The following is a 17,631-nucleotide window of genomic DNA, read 5'->3' as shown; positions in this document are numbered from 1 at the left end:
TAGGTAAAGGCCCTTCGGGCAAGGCAGCTTCAACAGCCCCTGTTCGTGCTTTTGGCTACGCCGAACTTCGTTTCGTGTTTTTCGTGGCCAATCTTCTCTACGCACCCTGTGCGTCCAATGGGGATTTACGCTTAGAGTAAACAGGTGTTAACGCCCCGCTAAGACAGAGGCGGTAAAAATCGCCGCACTACCGGTACAGGGCCCCATGAGCGACACCACTCCCATCACGGCGCGCGTCGAAATCGTCAACGACAAGGGGCTGCACGCCCGCGCCTCTGCCAAGTTCGTCAAGACCGCGGCACAGTTCGACGCACAGATTTACGTGCTCAAAGACGAGTCGCGCGTCGATGCGCAGTCGATCATGGGCCTGCTGATGCTGGCGGCGTCCAAGGGCACCTTTATCGACATCGAGGCCGAGGGCGAACAGGCGCAGGCCGCCGTCGAGGCGCTGGTGGCGCTGGTGTCCGACCGCTTCGGGGAAGAGTCCTGACATGAAACGCCTCGCCCTCCTCCTCACCTGTGCGCTGTTGAGCAGCGCCGCCCATGCCGAGCCGCCCGATGGCGAAGGCGCGTCGGGACCGGTGGGGGAAGAGGGCGCGCCAAGGCCCAAGCCCAAGCCACGCCCCAAGCCGAAACCCAAGCCCAAGGCCGTCGCGCCTGCGCCCAAGCTGCCGGAGGGGCCGATCCCCTATGCGCAGTTACAGGGGGCACCGGTCGCCAAAACCGACGCCCATCCTGCGCCTGTGGCCATGCCGGTCGCGCCGATGACGCACGCCGTGCCGCCTGCGCCGCCCCCACCGCCGGTGATCGCGGTGGCCCCGGTGCCTGAGCCCGCCGAGCCGCCTGAGGCCCTGATGCTGAGCCCCAGCGTCACCCACGATCTAAGGTGCGAAACCCAGGTCGTCGGCCCCAAGGGGCTGATCTCCAAAGGGCAATTCTATCTGGAAGTGGCGCTGTCTGACGTTTTTCCGGAAAATACGGCGCGCTTCAAAATGGTGATGGCCGACCCGCGCCATCAGAGCCTGCTGAAGGACACGGCCTGCGAAACGCTCGATTGCCGCGTGACGATCAGCGCCAACTATTACGATCTCTATAATGCGCGCACCAAACGCGGTGCGCAGTTGCGCGTGACGCTGGATCGTCATACGGGGGCCTATCTGGCGCGACGCACTGACGGCAAGCTGCCGCTGGGGGGCTCGACCCTGATCAAGGAAGGGCCGGGTGAATACGAAGAAGGCTATTGCACGCTCCAGAAGCGGCCGGAAAAGCTATTCTAATCTCTATGGTAGGGTGATCCGCCGAGGATCGTCGTCGCCCGGTACATCTGCTCGGCCAGCATCAGCCGCACCAGCGCGTGTGGCCAGGTCTGCGGCCCGAAGGCCAGCGAAAAGCGCGCCGATTTGACCAGTTCGGCATCGAGCCCGTCCGCCCCGCCGATCAGAAAGGCCAGCTTGCGCTCACCGGAATCTTTCAGCTTATCGACGCGCTGAGCAATCTGACGCGAGGTCAGAAGCTCGCCGCGTTCGTCGCAGGTGATCAGGCACACGCCGTCGCCCAGGGCCGCACGAATGGCCTCGGCTTCCCGCGCCTTGTTGAGCGCGGAGTCCTGAGACTTGGCGGTCTTTTTCGGCTCGATCTCCAGCAGTTCCACCGGACCCAGCCCCAGCGGGCGTCCGCTCAGGGTGGCGCGGCTGAGATAGTCGCGCGTCAGGGTATTTTCCGGGGTGTTGCCGAGCTTGCCGACGGCGGCGAGGATAAGTTTCATAGAGCGCTAAAATGAAAAGGGAGCCGCGAGGCCCCCAAAATCGCAGATAGTCGAAACCCTCCCCAGCAAGCTGGGGAGGTGTAAGACAATTAGTGGCTATCGACCGTGTGGTTCGACGACACCGACCAGATCTTTTCGATATTGTAGAAGCTGCGCACTTCCGGACGGAACAGGTGGACCACCACGTCGCCGGCATCGAGCAGCACCCAGTCGCAGGCCGGCAGACCTTCGACGCGCGCCTTGCCAAAGCCCGCGTCTTTCAGCGCGCGCATCACGTGATCGGCCAGAGCGCCGACGTGGCGGTGCGAACGGCCCGAAGCGATGATCAGGGTGTCGGCCACCGAGCTTTTGCCGCGCAGGTCGATGCACACGATGTCCTGCGCCTTATCATCATCCAGCTTGTTCAGGATGAGGGTTTCGAGCGAGGTTTCCTCGAAATCGGCGGTACTTTGGTCGATGTCCGCCGGGGGGGCGGCGGGTTCCGAATGCGCGTCTTGCGCAAGCTGACGAGACAGGGTTTTACTCCATATGTGGATAAGTTGGCCTCACCCTAGCACAGACAGGGGCCAAGGTCACGGTTAGTAATGCAGCCACCTTCAATTTTATAATGAAGGCGGGGTTTCCCCCTCGGCGGCCTTCTTTCGCTGAGCGCGCAGGGCCGTCGAAGAGATGTTGTGCAGTGGCCCTTTGAGATAGGCCCAGGCCGGGGCCGGAAGCCCGCTGAGGATGCGGCCTTCGCGCTCCTTGCGCCGGTAGTGGGCAAAGCGGCGGGCCGTGGGCGACAGCCGACTTTTCATCAGGACGCCGGGGCGCGAGACGATGGCAATGGGGATCATGCGGGCGATCTGCACCCAGCCGCGCCAGCGGTGGAAGCTGGCCAGCGAATCCCCGCCCATGATCCACACGAACTGTACCCCCGGATAGCGGGCCTTCAAAGCGCGCAGGGTATCGAGCGTATAGATGGCGCTGATGCGGGTTTCAAAATCCGAGATAATGTCCTTGGGTCCGACAAAGGGGCGGATGGCGGCGATGCGTTCGCTCAGAGGAGCCGTATCGCGCTTCGATTTCAACGGGTTCTGCGGCGAGACGAGCCAGATGATGCGATCGAGCCCCAGACGCATCCGCGCCGTTTCGGCCACATGGGCGTGGCCTTCGTGCGCCGGATTGAACGACCCGCCGAACAGGCCGATCTTCATGCCGCGTTCGAGATGGAATCCCGGCCGCAAGGCACCGTGGCTCAGCGTATGAAATATGGGAGCAGGACCGGCGAACCACATCAGCGTGCGCCCCCTCCGTCACGGACGCCACGCTGACGCGCGCGCCGCGACACCTCCCCCGCTGACGCAGGGGAGGAGGCAGGGAAGCTGATCGCTAAGACACCCCACAGCACCCCTTATCTATCCCACGGATCGTAGGTGGAAGGGGCAGGCGAGTCGCCGGCCTTTTCGGCCTTCTCGCCTTCGACGATTTTGGCATGGGCAGCAAACAACAGGTCGCGCACGCCTTCGCCGGTGACGCCGGAAATGAGGTAGGGCGTCTGGCCCGACGCTTTCTTCAGTTTCTTGGTGAGGTCCTTGCGCGCCTCGGCATCGAGCGAGTCCACCTTGTTGATGGCGACGATTTCCGGGCGCCTGGCCAGGTCTTCGGCATAGGCGGCCAGCTCGTTACGGATGACCTTATAGGCCTTGACCGGGTCTTCCTGCGTGCCATCGACCAGATGGATAAGCACCTTGGTGCGCTCAACATGGCCCAGAAAGCGCGTGCCGAGCCCGGCCCCTTCCGAAGCGCCTTCGATCAGGCCGGGAATGTCGGCAATCACGAAACGCTGTTCGGCCCCCAGATCAATGACGCCCAGATTGGGGGTCAGGGTGGTGAAGGGATAGTCGGCGATCTTGGGGCGCGCAGCGGAAGACGCCGCGAGGAAGGTCGATTTCCCGGCATTGGGCAGGCCCAGAAGACCGGCATCGGCGATCAGTTTCAGCCGCAGCCATATCCACTTTTCTTCGCCGTCCTGACCGGGCAGGGCGAAGTCGGGGGCCTGATTGACCGGGCCTTTGAAGCGCGTATTGCCCCAGCCGCCATTGCCGCCTTTGAGCAGCATGACCTTTTGCCCCGGCGTGTCGAGGTCGACGATCAGGGTTTCGTGATCTTCCTCAAACACCTGAGTGCCGACCGGCACGCGCAGCACGAGGTCTTCAGCATTGGCGCCGTGCATCTGACGGCCCATGCCGTGCGTGCCGGTGCTGGCCTTGAAATGCTGCTGATAGCGATAGTCGATCAGGGTGTTCAGCCCTTCGACCGCCTCAACCCACACCGAACCGCCCTTGCCGCCGTCACCGCCGTCCGGCCCGCCGTTCGGGATGAACTTTTCACGGCGGAACGACACGGAACCCGCGCCGCCATTGCCGGAGCGGATGAAGATTTTACATTGATCCAGAAATTTCATGAGGGGGGTATCAGGGGCGAGAGGTGATCAAAAAGCGAGGCGGCTACCGCCGGGGAGCGGAAGCCGCCTTTGTGAACCAAGTTGAAGGGAAGATCAAATTTTTGCGAAAGGCCTTATGCTCAATTTGATCATTAAAGCAGCCGGATCATGTGCAATGCCTCGTGCATGCCCTGACGGGCCAGCGAGGTTTCCGCCGTGCGGCGGCCGGTGTACAGGAAACCCGCCCGCGCCAGCATCCGCGCCGAGGCCGCATTGTCGGCAAAGTGCGCCGCGTGCAGCACCCGGTGACCGCCAAAGCGTTCGGCGTAGCCGATCAAGCCTTCGAGCGCTTCGACACCGAAGCCCTGCCCCTGATGTTCGGGGGCAATGCAGATGCCGACGGACGGGCCGAACTGATGCAGGCCTGACGCCTGACCGCAGGTCGTGCGCTCCAGACCCACCACCCCGATCAGGGTTTCGTCGGCGTCACGGATGCCAAACACCGGCAGACGCGGCGAGGAATTGTGCCGCGCCTTTTCGACATAGGCCCGCGCATCGGCGTCGCTGAACGGATGGGCGATGGCGTGGGTCATGCGCGCCACCGACTGATGGCCAAAGATCGCCTTTACATCGTCCACATCATCCAGGCACAGCGGGCTGAGATAAAGGCGCTTGGTCTGCACGGCGTAACCGCTGCGGCCGGCGCGCAGGTCTTCGCGCTTGAGGCCTGCCACAGCCGGATGAGAGCCAGTGAATCCATGGGCTTCGGGTGTTCTGATGATCATGATGATACCCCGTTCCTTTAAAGATAAAGACGAAGGACGGCTTCCGCTTTCGGGAAACACGCCGGCGTGCGATGGGTCCGACAGTCTTCAGACCCAGTTTAGGATGTCGGGAGGTTTCGGTTTTTATGTGGTCCTAAGGTGACACAGACCGCATAAAATTTCCGCCGCCCGTGCCCCTGCGAAAATAAGCTTTTCGCAAATGCCTGTGACGCCGAGACCTCTAGCAAGGCCACTGCGCCCCAGATGGGGCCTGACGAACGGGGAACAAGAGAAGGGGTCTCTTTTTCGTGGTCGCAAGCGGGGCCCGAAAAACCGGTATCCCCTTTTTCGACGCTTGCTCCAAAAGAAAAGGGAGCCCGGAAACTGATCCGGACTCCCCGTTCAAAGGCCATGTCCAGATCGGCTTAGTGACTAAGCGCGACCTGAAGCATCTGTATCAGGTCGCTTATTCGGCGGCTTCGGCGAGCGGCACGATCGACACGTAACAACGGTTGTCACGCTTGGTGGTGAACTTCACATTGCCGTTCGCGGTGGCGAACAGGGTGTGGTCGCGGCCAAGGCCGACATTGTCACCGGGGAAGAACTTGGTGCCGCGCTGACGGACGATGATGTTGCCCGCGAGGACGCTTTCACCGCCAAAACGCTTTACGCCAAGGCGCTTCGATTCTGAATCGCGGCCGTTACGCGACGAGCCGCCGGACTTTTTGTGAGCCATTGTTGAACTCCTCTAAACGGTTGCGATTACGCTTCTTCGGAAGAGGCTTCGGCAGCCTTCTTCTTCGGAGCGGCTTTCTTCTTGGGGGCCGGAGCCTCTTCAGCCACCGGCGCTTCCACGACCGGAGCCTCAACGGCTTCAGCCAGAGCCTTCGGGGCCAGACCGCGCGCGCGGGCGTCCAGCTCAGCCTTGGTCACCAGCGAGACGGTGCCTTCCCAGGCGGCCGACTTGCCCGCGCCATTCAGCGCGGTGATGCGGATGACCGATTCCGGCTGACGGTGGCCGGTGGTGCGGCGATAGCCCTGACGGCGGATCTTCTTGAAGATCTTCACCTTCTTGCCCTTGCGGGTTTCGATCAGCGTGCCTTCGACCACAGCGCCTTCAACGAGCGGCGCGCCAACCACGGCACCGGCTTCGTCACCGACGAGGAGCACTTCTTCGAAACGGATGGCAGCGCCAGCGTCGCCTTCCAGCTTTTCAACGACGAGCAGATCGCCCGCCGCAACGCGGTACTGCTTACCGCCGGTCTTGATTACCGCATACATCGGTTTAGCCTCTAAGCTTTAGTGACTGGCAAACCCGACCGGTATAAAAACCAATGGTTCGCGCAAAATTTCAGGTTTTCCGCAGGGCAGGACCCTCGGAAGAGAGGGGCGCTTTATATAGTTTTTGCTCAGTGAGTCAACGCCTGTTTATGCCCGTGTCGCAGGAATCTGACACCCGGTCCGCGCGAGGCTTGATTTCCCCCGGCAAAAGCCTACTTAAGCCTCAAATTATATAGCCCCCTATATAGATTGTCAGGTAATCACTATGGCCGATACCGCCGCTTCCGTCGCCAAAACGCCCGTTACCGTCCTCACCGGCTATCTGGGGGCCGGTAAGACGACGCTTCTGAACCGCATCCTGTCCGAAAACCACGGACAGAAATACGCGGTCATCGTCAATGAGTTCGGCGAAATCGGCATCGACAACGACCTGATCGTCGGGGCCGACGAAGAAGTGTTCGAAATGAACAATGGCTGCGTCTGCTGCACGGTGCGTGGCGATCTGATCCGCATTCTGTCCGGCCTGATGAAGCGTAAAGGCCGCTTTGACGCCATTATCGTCGAAACCACGGGCCTGGCCGATCCCGGCCCGGTGGCCCAGACCTTCTTTGTCGATGAAGAGGTCAAGGCGCGCACCTATCTCGACTCGGTGACGGCGCTGGTCGATGCCAAACACTTCCGTTCGGCGCTGGAGACCGACCGTGTGGTCAAGGAACAGATCGCCTTTGCCGACCACGTCATCCTCAACAAGACCGATCTGGCGACGCCGGAAGAGCTGAATGAGGTCGAAGCGCGCATCCGTGGCCTCAACCCGCTGGCCACTATTGAGCGCGCCGAACGTTCAGGCGTGGAGATCAAAAGCCTGCTGAACCAGCACCGGTTCGATCTCGACAAGATGGAATCGGTCGCCAATCACCATGAGCATGGCCCCGATTGCGGCGACCATTGCGATCATGACCACGGGCATGATCACCACCATCATGGCCATGATCACGGGCACCACCACCACGGCCATAACCCGGCGCATGGTGAGCCCGGTCACGTGCACGACGAACACTGCGGCCACGACCATCATGACCATGACCACTCTCATCACGCGCACGGCCATCTGAACCCCATCCACGATAATGAAATCCGCTCGGTCTCCCTGTCGTCGGAAGCGCCGGTCGATGGGGTGAAGTTCACCCGCTGGCTCGATAAGCTGCTGGCCGAAAAGGGGCAGGACATCCTGCGCGCCAAGGGCATCCTCAGCATCAAGGGCGAGGAGAAGCGTCTGGTGTTTCAGGCCGTGCACATGATCCTCGAAGGCGAACTGCAACAGCCGTGGAAAGAGGGTGAACACCGTCTGAGCCGCGCCGTGTTTATCGGTCGCCACCTCGATGAGGCCGCCCTGCGCGCCGGTTTTGAGGCGTGTATCGCGCAGTAAGCCAAATTTATACCTACCCAGCTTGCTGGGGAGCCGGGCGGCCGGAGCCGGGGACCGCGCCCGGTAGCGCGTGGTGGTGGGGTATCTTGCGATCTAACGGCAAGCTCTGGCGTTTGCCCCTCCTCCCGTGTAAGCCCCCTCCGTCTTTTGCTTTAGAGCGCATTTCGTTCATTCTGAATCGAACGGCGTTCGGCGTAGCCAAATAAGGCTCTAAATTTTTGTTTGTCGCGTTTTTTCACGCTCAACCGGTATCCACTTGAGCGAAAAACGCTCTAGGCCAAATCCACCTCCCCCGGCAGACCGGAGGGGTATGAGGACCTGATATGCCCTTCGCTTATGAAAAACATTTCGACGAATACGTCGTCGCCGCCCTGTTCGATTCCGCCGATGAGCCCGTCGCGGCGCTCGGTGACGGGCGCGTCGTGTTTCCTGACGCCGATGCCACCTTCGAAGCCCACCCCAATGGCGGCATCTTAAGCGCCGCCATCCACCCGTCGGGCGTTGGTATCGTCACCGGCGGCGATGATGGCCGCGTGGTGTGGACGACGAAGGAATCGGGTCCGGTCGAGCTGTTTGCCGCCAAGGGCGCGTGGTTCGATGCCCTGGCCGTCAGCGACGCGGCGCTGCTGATTGCGGCCGCTGCGGGCAAAAAAGTGCACGTCTATGACGCGCAGAAGAAGACGGCGGTGATCTTTGAGCACACGTCCAGCCTGTCGGACATCACCTTCGATGCCAAGGGGCGTAAGCTCTATGCCGCGACCTATAATGGCGTGGCCGTGTGGTTTTCCCGTATCGCGCAGCAAAAGCCGACCCTGCTCAAATGGGCCGGTTCGCACACCAAAATCGCCATTTCGCCCGACGACAAGTTCGTTATGACCGCCATGCAGGAAAACGCTCTGCACGGCTGGCGCATCAGCGATGCCAAGGATATGCGCATGGGCGGCTATCCGGCCAAGATCAAGTCGATGGGCTTTTTCGCCAAGGGCAAGTTGCTGGCCACCTCCGGGGCCAATGGCGCGGTGGTGTGGCCCTTCCTGAAGGCCAACGGGCCGATGGGCGAAGAAGCGTCGGAAATCAGCGCCGAAGAATCGACCATGGTGTCGGTTGTCGCCGGCGCCCCCGAAGAGACGCTACTGGCGGCCGGGCTCGAAGACGGGCGCGTGTGGCTGGCTGAGCTGCAATCGACCGGGATCGACTGGATTCGCCGCGAAAAGGGTGCGCCCATCACGGCGCTGGCCATCGCCAATGAGGCCAACCGCTTGATCTTTGGCGACGAAGACGGCAACCTGTGGGTATTTGAGGCTTCATAATCCGGTCCGCCTGACGGCGGGACCGATTATGGGTGGGTATCGACAATCCGGACTTGAGGCGGCTCTGCGTCCGGATTGGCATTTTTGAGCCCTAGCTTTGCGAGGGCCGTGGAGTAGCGAACAGTGGCGGGGGTCAAGGCGAAATTCGGCATCGGGCGACTGCTCGTCTTTGTGATCGTCGGCGGCTTTGCCTTCAGCGTGGCGTCGGTCGCCGTGCATCGGTTCCTGCCCGTGCCGATCACCTTTTTGATGGTGCAGCGGATTTTCGAGGGCAAGGGATACCACCACGAATGGGTGCCCGCCTCACGCATATCGGACAATCTCAAGGTGGCGGTGATTGCCGCCGAAGACGCCAAGTTCTGCTCGCACTATGGCTTCGACATGAACGCCATTGAGAAGGCGCAGCGCAACAATGCGCGCGGGCGCAAGGTGCGCGGCGGTTCGACCATCTCTCAGCAGACCGCCAAGAATGCCTTCCTGTGGCCGCAGCGCTCCTATGTACGCAAAGGGATTGAGGCTTACTATACGCTGCTGATCGAGACGATGTGGCCGAAGTCGCGTATCATGGAAGTCTATCTCAACAGCGCCGAATGGGGCCCCGGCATCTATGGGGCGGAGGCCGCTTCGCAATACTGGTTCGGCAAGTCGGCGGACGATCTCACTCAGGCCGAGGCTTCGCGTCTGGCGGCCATCCTGCCCAGCCCGCTGAAATGGAAGGCCGCCAAGTCGGGCAAGTACGTCAAGGGCCGCTCAGGCAAAATCCGCGCCAATGCCGGGGTTGTCCGCCGCAACGGCATCGGGACCTGTGTGCTGGAGTAGGGTAAGGCGTCTGAAAATCAAAGCACCTCCCCTGATTTCAGGGGAGGTGGATTTTGGAGCGACGCGACAAAAGACGGTGGGGTTAACCCGCGCCGCTTTAACCCCACCGTCGTCTCACTATGTTCGCCGACACCTCCCCTGAAATCAGGGGAGGCGCTAAGGTCTCAGGAGTTCTCCCCTGCCCATCACCCTCTATATCGACGCCGATGCCTGTCCGGTGAAGGACGAGACCTATAAGGTCGCCGGGCGTTATGGTTTGCGCACCGTCGTGGTGTCCAACAGCTTTATCCAGATCCCCAAATCGCCCCTGATCGAACGTATGATCGTCGATGCCGGACCGGATATTGCCGACGACTGGATCGCGGATCAGGTGACCGCGCACGATGTGGTCATCACCAACGATATTCCGTTGGCCGGACGGGTGCTGGCTAAACAGGCCTATGCCATCGCCCCCAATGGTCGCCCCTTTACGCCCGATTCCATCGGCGCGGCCCTGTCGCAGCGCGCCCTGATGGAACATATCCGCTCGACCGGTGAAATCACCGGCGGGCCGCCGCCCTTTTCCGCTGCAAACCGTTCGCAGTTTCTGCAAACCCTCGATCAGGTGGTGGTCAAGGCGCGTCGCCTGAAACCGTGAGCGGGGCGCATAGACCACCGGTTTCATTCTTAACCGCTCTTGACGAACACTTAAAACAGGCGTCACCCTCCGTCCGGTTTTTCCTTCAGGAGGGTATGGATGATGCGGCGTCTTCTGGTTTCCGTAGCAGGTCCGGCGCTGGTGGCCGGCGTGGTGTTATCAGGCTGTGCGACGGTGCCCGCCGCGGCCCCGATTGCCGACACCCCCAAAACCGAAGCGCCAAAGGCTCCGGCCCTGACCGAGACTCCCGCCCCGGCCCCCGCCGCCGCGCCGACCGCTGCCGACGCCAAGGCCTATGTCGAAGAGGCGGAACAGAAGCTGGGAGACCTCGGCGAATACGCCGCCCGCGTGGCGTGGGTGCGCGCCACCTACATCACCCACGACACCATGTGGCTGGAATCGAAGGCCAATGCGCAACTGACCGAAGAGGGCGTCAAATATGCCATGGGGGCCGCGAAGTTCAACGACGTGGCCGTCGATGACGTCACGCGGCGCAAGCTGAACCTGCTGCGCCTGTCTCTGGTCCTGCCCGCTGCCGACCGTCCGGGGGCCGCCGATGAGATGGCCAAGCTCTCGACCTCGCTCGATTCCACCTACGCTACGGGCAAGTTCAGCTATAAGGGCAAGGTCTATACGCTGGACGACGCCTCGAACGTGATGGCCGAATCCCGCGACCCCGCCCTGCTTCGCGCCATGTTCGAAGGCTGGCGCACCATTTCCGTGCCGATGAAGGGCGACTATACGCGACTGGCCGAACTGGCCAATGAAGGGGCGAAGGGGCTGGGCTTTGCCGACACGGGGGCCCTGTGGCGCTCTGGCTATGACATGCCGCCCGATGCCTTTGCGGCCGATACCGACCGTCTGTGGGGGCAGGTTGAGCCCTTCTACAAGAACCTGCACTGCTATGTGCGCAGCCGCCTCAATGAGAAGTATGGCGACGCGGTGCAGCCGAAGTCCGGCCCCATCCGTGCCGACCTGCTCGGCAATATGTGGGCGCAGGACTGGGCCAACATCTATGACATCGTGGCCCCCAAGGGCATGAAGGGCTCCTCCTATTCGCTGGACAGGCTGCTGGTGCAAAAGAAGTACACGCCGGAAAAGATGGTCAAGACCGGCGAAGGCTTCTACACCTCGATCGGCCTGCCGCCCCTGCCCCAGACCTTCTGGGAGCGCTCGCAGATCACCCGTCCGAAAGACCGCGAAGTCGTCTGCCACGCCTCGGCCTGGGACCTCGATAACCGCGACGATATCCGCATCAAGATGTGTACGCAGGTCAATGGCGAGGACTTCTATACGGTCCACCACGAACTGGGGCACAACTACTATCAGCGCGCCTATAAGGATCAGCCCTTCCTGTTCAAGAACGGCGCCAATGACGGCTTCCACGAAGCCATCGGTGACTTTATCGGCCTGTCGTCGGTGACCCCGGTTTATCTCAACCAGATCGGCCTCTTGGACAAGGTGCCGGGCGAGGAAGAGGACATCCCCTACCTGCTGAAAATGGCCCTGCAAAAGGTGGCCTTCCTGCCGTTCGGCCTGATGGTCGATCGCTGGCGCTGGGAAGTCTATTCCGGCAAGATCACCCCGGCCCAGTACAATACGCGCTGGTGGGAGCTGGTGCAGCAGTATCAGGGCCTTGTGCCGCCGGGCGTGCGTCCGACCGACGCCTTCGATCCGGGGGCCAAGTATCACGTGCCGGGCAATGTGCCCTATACGCGCTACTTCCTGGCCCACATCTATCAGTTCCAGTTCCAGCAGGCCGCCTGCGATCAGATCGGCTGGAAAGGCCCGCTGCACCGCTGCTCGATCTATGGCCATAAGGAGGTCGGTCAGAAGCTGAACGCCATGCTGGAAATGGGGCAGTCGAAGCCGTGGCCCGAAGCCATGGCGGCCTTTACGGGTCAGCGCGAAGGCGATGCCTCAGCGGTCGCGGCCTATTTCAAGCCGCTCAATGAGTGGCTGATCAAGCAAAACGCCGGGCAAAACTGCGGGTGGTAAGGTACCCTCCTCCCTGTGCCGAAAGCATGGGGAGGAGGGTTTTCGGCTACGCCAGTTTAATCTCTCTCAGGCGTTGCTGGAGGAAGTCATGGGCCGTGATCGACTGGCCGGCATACTGATCCGGGCGGTCTTCGGAGATGCAGCCCGGCAGGGTCTCGATCAGGTAGGGGCTTTCGAAATGCAGGAAGAAGGGCATCGAATAGCGTGAGAAGCCCTTGCGCGCTTCGGCCGGATTGACCACGCGGTGGATGGTCGAAGGCAGGACGTGGTTGGTCAGGCGCGACAGCATGTCGCCGATATTGATGACGATGGCCCCCGGCGGCGGCGTGATGGGCAGCCATGAGCCGTCACGATCCAGCAGTTGCAGACCGGGTTCTTCGGCCCCCATCAGCAGGGTAATGGCGTTAATGTCGCCGTGCGCCCCGGCGCGCACCGATGCGCCCGCCTCGGTCACCGGCGGATAGTGCAGCATCCGCAGGATGGAATTTCCGTACTTCACCTTGTCATCGAAGAAGTCGGGCGCGAGTTTGAGGTGGATGGCGATGGCCTTCAGCACCTTTTTGCCCAGCCCGTCCATCTCGGCGTACAGCGTCTGGAAGGTCGGCTTGAACTCCGGCACTTCGGCGGGCCACACATTGTCGGCCATATGGTCGCGATAGGGGTGATCGGCCGGCAGGTCACGCCCGACGTGCCAGAACTCCTTCAGGTCATGCGCCTTATAGCCCTTGGCCGTTTCGATGCCAAAGGCGGTATAGCCGCGCTGACCGCCGCCGCTGCGGCCATCATATTGCAACTTGGTTTCGACCGGCAGATCGAAGAAGTCTTTGGTCAGGGCGTAGGCCTTATCGACCAGCCCCTTGTCGAGACCCGCACCGTTCGGTTCAAACAGGCCCGACAGCACCGCAAAGCCATAACGTTCAAACGACGCGCCCAGCTTCTGCGCAAAGGCGTCCACATCGCTGTCGTACAGAGACAGAGGCACGGGCTCGATAGACGGCGCGGTGGACAGGGGAGCGGAATCGTAAAGCGCGGTGGGCGACGACATCATGCGGGAGGGCCTTTGGTCTTTGCAGATGAAACGTTTAATATCCGCCCTTATGACGTTTGCGTGTCACCGACGCAAGCGGCCTGATGACGCATCGGCGGGCGGGGATGCGGCGGCCATAACGAAGGCGCGCCCTTGTTATGCGAATAACTTTATCACAGTCGGCCTTACATATACACTGTCAGGCGATTTTTCGATTGCGCCGGTCGCTCAGGTGTCGTTTTGATGCCGTGAAGCGATTCTTTGCGTAATCGTGGTGTTTATATCGGGTCCGGCGGTACGGTGGGCAGGTCCATTCAGAGTATAGGTCGTGTGCTGGCGGCGGGGATAGTGGCCCTGACGGCGCTTGTCTGTGCGCCCGTTTCCGCTCAGATTCTGCCCCCACCTCCGGCCGATGCCGAGCCGCTGGCCGCGATTGACCCGGCCCTGCAACCCGTCAATTCGACCAAGGCCCTGAGCGCCTCAGAACAGTCGGTGGTGCGCGTTCTGGTCGTTTATCGCGGCTATGGCGGGGTGCCGCTCGATTCGGTCGGCATGGGATCGGGCTTTGTGGTGGCACCGGGCTATATCGTCACCAACTACCACGTCATCGAAACGCCGCCCGAAGCCACCTCGGCTGAAATCTATATCGTGCCCCACAAGGGCACCGGTGCCGCCTATCAGCAGGTGACGCTGGTCAAGCCGTGGCTAGAGGGCGATCTGGCGCTGTTGCGCGCCGACGGGCTGAAAATCTCGCCGCTCAAACTGTCTCTGGTGCCGCAAAAGAACCAGCGCATCGTGGCCATGGGCTATCCGGGCATTACCGACCGCCTGCTTAAGCGCGGCGGCACCGAGTTGCTGGAGCCCGCCGACGCCTATGTGACGCAAGGCTCCATCGCGCTGTTTGCCTCGACAAATCCGGACGGTTCGCGCGTCGATACCCTGTTCCACACGGCGCCTATCAACCCCGGCAATTCCGGTGGCCCGCTGATGGATGAATGCGGACAGGTGGTTGGCGTCAACACCTGGTCGGCGGTGTCCACCCTGTCGGAAACCGGCGACATGGACGTGCCGGCGGGGCAGTATGTGGCGACCCACGTGTCGGCGCTCTACACCTTCCTGCAATCGACCGGCGTGTCGGTGCAGACCACCTCTGAGCCCTGCTACGCCAAGTCGGAAGACGAGATCATCAAGGATGACGGCCTGTCACGCGCGCTGGCCGCCTATCGCGATGCGCAGGCCAAGCGCCTGGAGGAGCAGCGCAAGGCCGAGCAGATGAACGCCCTGATGGATCAGTTGCAACTGGGCGTTCTGGTCCTGCTGTCGGTGCTGGTCGTGGTGCTGATCGCGCTGATCATCCGCCGTCGCCATCCGCCGAAGCCGAAGACACCGCATACCGAGGCCGAGGCACCGCACGCCGACACGCATCCGCACAAGGCCAAGGCCGAAAAGGTGCACCACAAACACCCCTTCCCATGGGGTTGGGTCGCGCTGGCCGTGTTTGTGGTGCTGATCGCCGCCGCCTTTGTGCTGCGCGAAAGCCCGGTGGTGCAGAAGATGTCGCAAAAGGCCGAGGTCGATGCCGCCAAGGTCGGGCCGGTGCGCCTGACCTGCGATGTGGACCTCAAGGCCTCACCCAAGCCGCTGGCCGGCGTCGGGCCGACGGATTTTGAATTTGATGCGGCCCATGCCTGCGTTAATGGCCGCACGCCTTATGAGGTGCAGGCCAATGGCACCCTTCTGCGCTTTACCGTGTCCGACTCAGACCCTACGGCGGCGCGGCTTGAGCTGTCGCGCGACGGCCTGACCTTCAAACGCAGCGACTATCGCCTGACGCCCGAACAGCACCGCGACTATGTGGCTCAGCGGGCGGCTCTGGGGTCGCTGCGCTGCGCATCGGGCAAGGATGCGGGGCAGGCCGAGGCGCTGAAGGACAATATGCGCAAGGTGCGGCAACTGGCGCAATCCTTCCTCACCTTCGCACCGGAAACCGAAACCGTGTGGAAGTGCCGCAAGGCGCCGGAACCGACCGCGCCCAAGCCCTGATCCGCGCCACCCTTACGGATTTCTTACAGGCGTGCGCCTGAAATTTACCGGATTTGCGGTCAATCCTTATTTCCCGAATATTGGCTGTTTACGGGCTTCATCCTAGGTTCATGTGAACGCGCTTAACTGCACTTAGAGCATGCGTCGGCTCAGTCGAGCCGCCTCATCGCTCTAAATTTTCTAACGGCTTCCTCGCCGCAACGCACAGCACACTGGAGAGACAACTATGCGTAATAAGGCTCTGATCGCCCTGGCGGGTGTCGCCCTGATGACCGCCGCCTGCACCACCACCGACCCGGTCACCGGCGAAGTCGTGCGCGACAACACCAAGACCAATGCCATCATCGGGGCCGCCGTCGGCGCGGGCCTCGGCTACGCCACCAACACCAACAAGGGTGAGCAGGGCCGCAAGAACGCCGTCATCGGCGCGGGTATCGGCGCGCTGGCCGGTGCGGCCGTCGGGCAATACATGGACAAGCAGCAGGCCGAACTGCGCCGTGAACTGGCCGGGACCAATGTTACCGTGACGCGCAATGGCGACAACATCATCCTCAACATGCCGTCGGACGTGACCTTTGCGTCGGGCAGCGCCTCGATCGACGCCAGCTTCTACCCGGTGCTGAACGACGTGGCGTCGATCCTGAACAAGTACCCGTCCACCTATGTCGATATTGTCGGTCACGCCGACTCGACCGGCTCTGACGCCATCAATGAGCCGCTGTCGGAAGACCGCGCCAACTCGACGGCGGCCTACCTGACCAGCCGCGGCGTGGTCAATCAGCGCCTGTTCGTCGCCGGCATGGGCTCGCGTCAGCCGATCGCCTCGAACGCCACGCCGGAAGGCCGTGCCAAGAACCGCCGTGTGGAGATTACGCTACGCCCGGTACAGGAATAGGGTTCGTTAACGCTTTTTAGTAGCGGTATCGCAACGGCTCTGAAATAGACTGGCGGCATGAAACCCTCCTGCCGCCTTTTGCCTGTGCATCGTGTCGCCCTGATGGGGGCGCAGATGGACGTCGTGACGCCCGATATGGTCATGGACTTTATCGCGGGCACACGCGGGCGGCAGACCATTATCGCCAACCACAATCTGCACAGCCTCTACCTCTTTCAGAAAAGCGCCGAGATGCGCCGCTTTTACGCGCAGGCCGACCTGATCGAGATTGACTCCACCCCGCTGATCCTGTGGGGCAAGCTGATGGGGCACGAGATGAGCCGCGCCCATCGCTGCACCTATCTCGACTTCCGCGAAGACTTCTGGGCGCGCGCCGCGCAAGAGGGCTGGCGCGTGTTTCATGTGGGTGGGGCCCCGGAACATAACGGCCTTTCGAAAGAGGCCATCCTGCGCCGTCACCCGCGTGTGAGACTTGAGGTGCGCAGCGGCTATTTCGACGTCAAGGGCCCCGAAAACGACGCACTGCTTAAGGACATTGCCGCGCATAAGCCCGATGTGCTGCTGGTCGGCATGGGGATGCCGCGTCAGGAGCTGTGGATTCTCAATGCGCTCGACCGTCTGCCGCCGTGCGCCATCCTGCCGGTCGGTGCGGCTTTCGATTACGAGGCCGGGGTGATGTACACACCGCCGCGCTGGGCCGGGCAATTGGGTATTGAGTGGCTGGTGCGCTTTGCCCACGAACCCAAGCGCCTGTTCAGCCGCTATTTCATCGAACCGTGGACGCTGATCCCCTGCGCCCTGTCCGATCTGTTCCGCCGTCGCCGTGCGCCCGTTAACCAATATGAAAGCGGCGCGCGCCACAATCCCTGACTGACGCTGCGACAGCGTGAGGGTGTGTCATGAGTGACCTTTTGCGAGAGTTTGCCCCGGCCGGAGACCCGGTTCAGGGCAAGGTGGTGCTGATTACCGGCGGGACGGGCAGTTTCGGGCGCAAGCTCGTGGACACGCTTTTGAGCCGCTACGACCCGCGCAAGGTGATCATCTTCTCGCGCGACGAATTGAAGCAGTACGAGATGCGTCAGGCGCTGGAAGAACGCTATGACGCCGACAAGCTGTCGAAACTGCGCTTTTTCCTCGGCGATGTCCGCGACCGGCAGCGGCTGGAACTGGCCTTTCGCGGCGTCGATGTGGTGGTGCACGCCGCCGCACTGAAACAGGTGCCGGCGGCCGAATATAACCCG

The 17,631-nt window shown here is 62.0% G+C and carries 19 protein-coding genes; 11 read left to right on the top strand and 8 right to left on the bottom strand.

Going from position 1 to position 17,631, the window contains the following annotated elements; genetic code table 11:
• Positions 1 to 205 precede the first annotated feature (205 nt).
• Positions 206 to 490 carry an HPr family phosphocarrier protein gene (locus LDL37_RS13765; protein WP_013477925.1) on the top strand — a complete coding sequence of 95 codons (285 nt, stop codon included), beginning with the start codon at positions 206 to 208 and terminating at the stop codon, positions 488 to 490.
• Position 491: 1 nt separating this feature from the next.
• Complete coding sequence (locus tag LDL37_RS13760) at positions 492 to 1,277, top strand: hypothetical protein (protein WP_290799350.1); 786 nt, start codon at positions 492 to 494, stop codon at positions 1,275 to 1,277.
• Here the strand turns inward: LDL37_RS13760 and rlmH are convergent.
• The 7 genes from rlmH to rplU form a co-directional block, all read right to left on the bottom strand.
• Positions 1,274 to 1,765, bottom strand: a complete 492-nt coding sequence (rlmH, locus tag LDL37_RS13755; RefSeq protein ID WP_290799348.1) for a 23S rRNA (pseudouridine(1915)-N(3))-methyltransferase RlmH — start codon at positions 1,763 to 1,765, stop codon at positions 1,274 to 1,276. The genes LDL37_RS13760 and rlmH overlap by 4 nt on opposite strands.
• 89 nt (positions 1,766 to 1,854) lie before the next feature.
• Positions 1,855 to 2,223 carry a ribosome silencing factor gene (gene rsfS, locus LDL37_RS13750; RefSeq protein WP_041658436.1) on the bottom strand — a complete coding sequence of 123 codons (369 nt, stop codon included), beginning with the start codon at positions 2,221 to 2,223 and terminating at the stop codon, positions 1,855 to 1,857.
• Between the two features lie 144 nt (positions 2,224 to 2,367).
• Complete coding sequence (locus tag LDL37_RS13745; RefSeq protein WP_290799346.1) at positions 2,368 to 3,042, bottom strand: nicotinate-nucleotide adenylyltransferase; 675 nt, start codon at positions 3,040 to 3,042, stop codon at positions 2,368 to 2,370.
• Between the two features lie 116 nt (positions 3,043 to 3,158).
• Entirely contained in the window at positions 3,159 to 4,211 is a 1,053-nt protein-coding gene (gene obgE, locus LDL37_RS13740; RefSeq protein ID WP_290799344.1) for a GTPase ObgE, read from the bottom strand.
• 131 nt (positions 4,212 to 4,342) lie between these two features.
• The gene (locus LDL37_RS13735) at positions 4,343 to 4,975 is read right to left on the bottom strand and encodes a GNAT family N-acetyltransferase (protein ID WP_290799342.1); all 633 of its coding nucleotides are present in this window, start codon (positions 4,973 to 4,975) and stop codon (positions 4,343 to 4,345) included.
• Positions 4,976 to 5,420: 445 nt separating this feature from the next.
• Entirely contained in the window at positions 5,421 to 5,690 is a 270-nt protein-coding gene (gene rpmA / locus LDL37_RS13730) for a 50S ribosomal protein L27 (protein WP_126421658.1), read from the bottom strand.
• Positions 5,691 to 5,716: 26 nt separating this feature from the next.
• Positions 5,717 to 6,235 carry a 50S ribosomal protein L21 gene (gene rplU, locus LDL37_RS13725; RefSeq protein ID WP_126421656.1) on the bottom strand — a complete coding sequence of 173 codons (519 nt, stop codon included), beginning with the start codon at positions 6,233 to 6,235 and terminating at the stop codon, positions 5,717 to 5,719.
• A 265-nt stretch (positions 6,236 to 6,500) separates the two neighbouring features.
• On the opposite strand from rplU, the gene LDL37_RS13720 reads away from it, so the two are divergent.
• The 5 genes from LDL37_RS13720 to LDL37_RS13700 all read left to right on the top strand — a co-directional run bounded on the left by LDL37_RS13720 (position 6,501) and on the right by LDL37_RS13700 (position 12,425).
• Positions 6,501 to 7,661, top strand: coding sequence for a GTP-binding protein (locus LDL37_RS13720; protein WP_290799338.1), 1,161 nt, complete (start codon positions 6,501 to 6,503; stop codon positions 7,659 to 7,661).
• Positions 7,662 to 7,984: 323 nt separating this feature from the next.
• Complete coding sequence (locus tag LDL37_RS13715; protein ID WP_290799336.1) at positions 7,985 to 8,971, top strand: WD40 repeat domain-containing protein; 987 nt, start codon at positions 7,985 to 7,987, stop codon at positions 8,969 to 8,971.
• 150 nt (positions 8,972 to 9,121) lie between these two features.
• Complete coding sequence (mtgA, locus tag LDL37_RS13710) at positions 9,122 to 9,790, top strand: monofunctional biosynthetic peptidoglycan transglycosylase (RefSeq protein WP_290799356.1); 669 nt, start codon at positions 9,122 to 9,124, stop codon at positions 9,788 to 9,790.
• Between the two features lie 178 nt (positions 9,791 to 9,968).
• Complete coding sequence (locus tag LDL37_RS13705) at positions 9,969 to 10,427, top strand: YaiI/YqxD family protein (RefSeq protein ID WP_290799354.1); 459 nt, start codon at positions 9,969 to 9,971, stop codon at positions 10,425 to 10,427.
• 102 nt (positions 10,428 to 10,529) lie between these two features.
• Positions 10,530 to 12,425 carry a M2 family metallopeptidase gene (locus tag LDL37_RS13700; RefSeq protein WP_290799352.1) on the top strand — a complete coding sequence of 632 codons (1,896 nt, stop codon included), beginning with the start codon at positions 10,530 to 10,532 and terminating at the stop codon, positions 12,423 to 12,425.
• 46 nt (positions 12,426 to 12,471) lie between these two features.
• On the opposite strand, the gene LDL37_RS13695 is transcribed toward LDL37_RS13700, so the two are convergent.
• Complete coding sequence (locus LDL37_RS13695) at positions 12,472 to 13,473, bottom strand: 2-oxoglutarate and iron-dependent oxygenase domain-containing protein (protein WP_290799334.1); 1,002 nt, start codon at positions 13,471 to 13,473, stop codon at positions 12,472 to 12,474.
• Positions 13,474 to 13,713: 240 nt separating this feature from the next.
• Here LDL37_RS13695 and LDL37_RS13690 point away from each other — a divergent pair, with 240 nt between their 5' ends.
• From LDL37_RS13690 to LDL37_RS13675, 4 genes are all read left to right on the top strand, one after another.
• Positions 13,714 to 15,495, top strand: a complete 1,782-nt coding sequence (locus LDL37_RS13690) for a serine protease (protein ID WP_290799332.1) — start codon at positions 13,714 to 13,716, stop codon at positions 15,493 to 15,495.
• A gap of 226 nt (positions 15,496 to 15,721) precedes the next feature.
• Positions 15,722 to 16,390, top strand: a complete 669-nt coding sequence (locus LDL37_RS13685) for an OmpA family protein (RefSeq protein ID WP_290799330.1) — start codon at positions 15,722 to 15,724, stop codon at positions 16,388 to 16,390.
• A 57-nt stretch (positions 16,391 to 16,447) separates the two neighbouring features.
• A complete protein-coding gene (locus tag LDL37_RS13680) occupies positions 16,448 to 17,260 on the top strand; it encodes a WecB/TagA/CpsF family glycosyltransferase (protein WP_290799328.1) in 813 nt (270 codons plus the stop codon).
• Positions 17,261 to 17,289: 29 nt separating this feature from the next.
• The coding region (locus LDL37_RS13675; protein ID WP_290799326.1) for a polysaccharide biosynthesis protein at positions 17,290 to 17,631 on the top strand (342 nt) is incomplete at its 3' end.

Source organism: Asticcacaulis sp., from assembly GCF_020217185.1.
Classification (GTDB): domain Bacteria; phylum Pseudomonadota; class Alphaproteobacteria; order Caulobacterales; family Caulobacteraceae; genus Asticcacaulis.
This window is presented reverse-complemented; position numbering and strand designations above follow the sequence as displayed.

What these genes read in the sequence shown, in the direction of transcription:
- LDL37_RS13715 (WP_290799336.1), top strand. Translation starts at nt 7,985, where the DNA reads ATGCCCTTCGCTTATGAAAAACATTTCGACGAATACGTCGTCGCCGCC.
- LDL37_RS13700 (WP_290799352.1), top strand. Translation starts at nt 10,530, where the DNA reads ATGCGGCGTCTTCTGGTTTCCGTAGCAGGTCCGGCGCTGGTGGCCGGC.
- rlmH (WP_290799348.1), bottom strand. Translation starts at nt 1,765, where the DNA reads ATGAAACTTATCCTCGCCGCCGTCGGCAAGCTCGGCAACACCCCGGAA.
- rpmA (WP_126421658.1), bottom strand. Translation starts at nt 5,690, where the DNA reads ATGGCTCACAAAAAGTCCGGCGGCTCGTCGCGTAACGGCCGCGATTCA.
- LDL37_RS13685 (WP_290799330.1), top strand. Translation starts at nt 15,722, where the DNA reads ATGCGTAATAAGGCTCTGATCGCCCTGGCGGGTGTCGCCCTGATGACC.
- LDL37_RS13735 (WP_290799342.1), bottom strand. Translation starts at nt 4,975, where the DNA reads ATGATCATCAGAACACCCGAAGCCCATGGATTCACTGGCTCTCATCCG.
- LDL37_RS13765 (WP_013477925.1), top strand. Translation starts at nt 206, where the DNA reads ATGAGCGACACCACTCCCATCACGGCGCGCGTCGAAATCGTCAACGAC.
- LDL37_RS13760 (WP_290799350.1), top strand. Translation starts at nt 492, where the DNA reads ATGAAACGCCTCGCCCTCCTCCTCACCTGTGCGCTGTTGAGCAGCGCC.
- LDL37_RS13695 (WP_290799334.1), bottom strand. Translation starts at nt 13,473, where the DNA reads ATGATGTCGTCGCCCACCGCGCTTTACGATTCCGCTCCCCTGTCCACC.
- LDL37_RS13745 (WP_290799346.1), bottom strand. Translation starts at nt 3,042, where the DNA reads ATGTGGTTCGCCGGTCCTGCTCCCATATTTCATACGCTGAGCCACGGT.
- obgE (WP_290799344.1), bottom strand. Translation starts at nt 4,211, where the DNA reads ATGAAATTTCTGGATCAATGTAAAATCTTCATCCGCTCCGGCAATGGC.
- LDL37_RS13680 (WP_290799328.1), top strand. Translation starts at nt 16,448, where the DNA reads ATGAAACCCTCCTGCCGCCTTTTGCCTGTGCATCGTGTCGCCCTGATG.
- LDL37_RS13720 (WP_290799338.1), top strand. Translation starts at nt 6,501, where the DNA reads ATGGCCGATACCGCCGCTTCCGTCGCCAAAACGCCCGTTACCGTCCTC.
- rplU (WP_126421656.1), bottom strand. Translation starts at nt 6,235, where the DNA reads ATGTATGCGGTAATCAAGACCGGCGGTAAGCAGTACCGCGTTGCGGCG.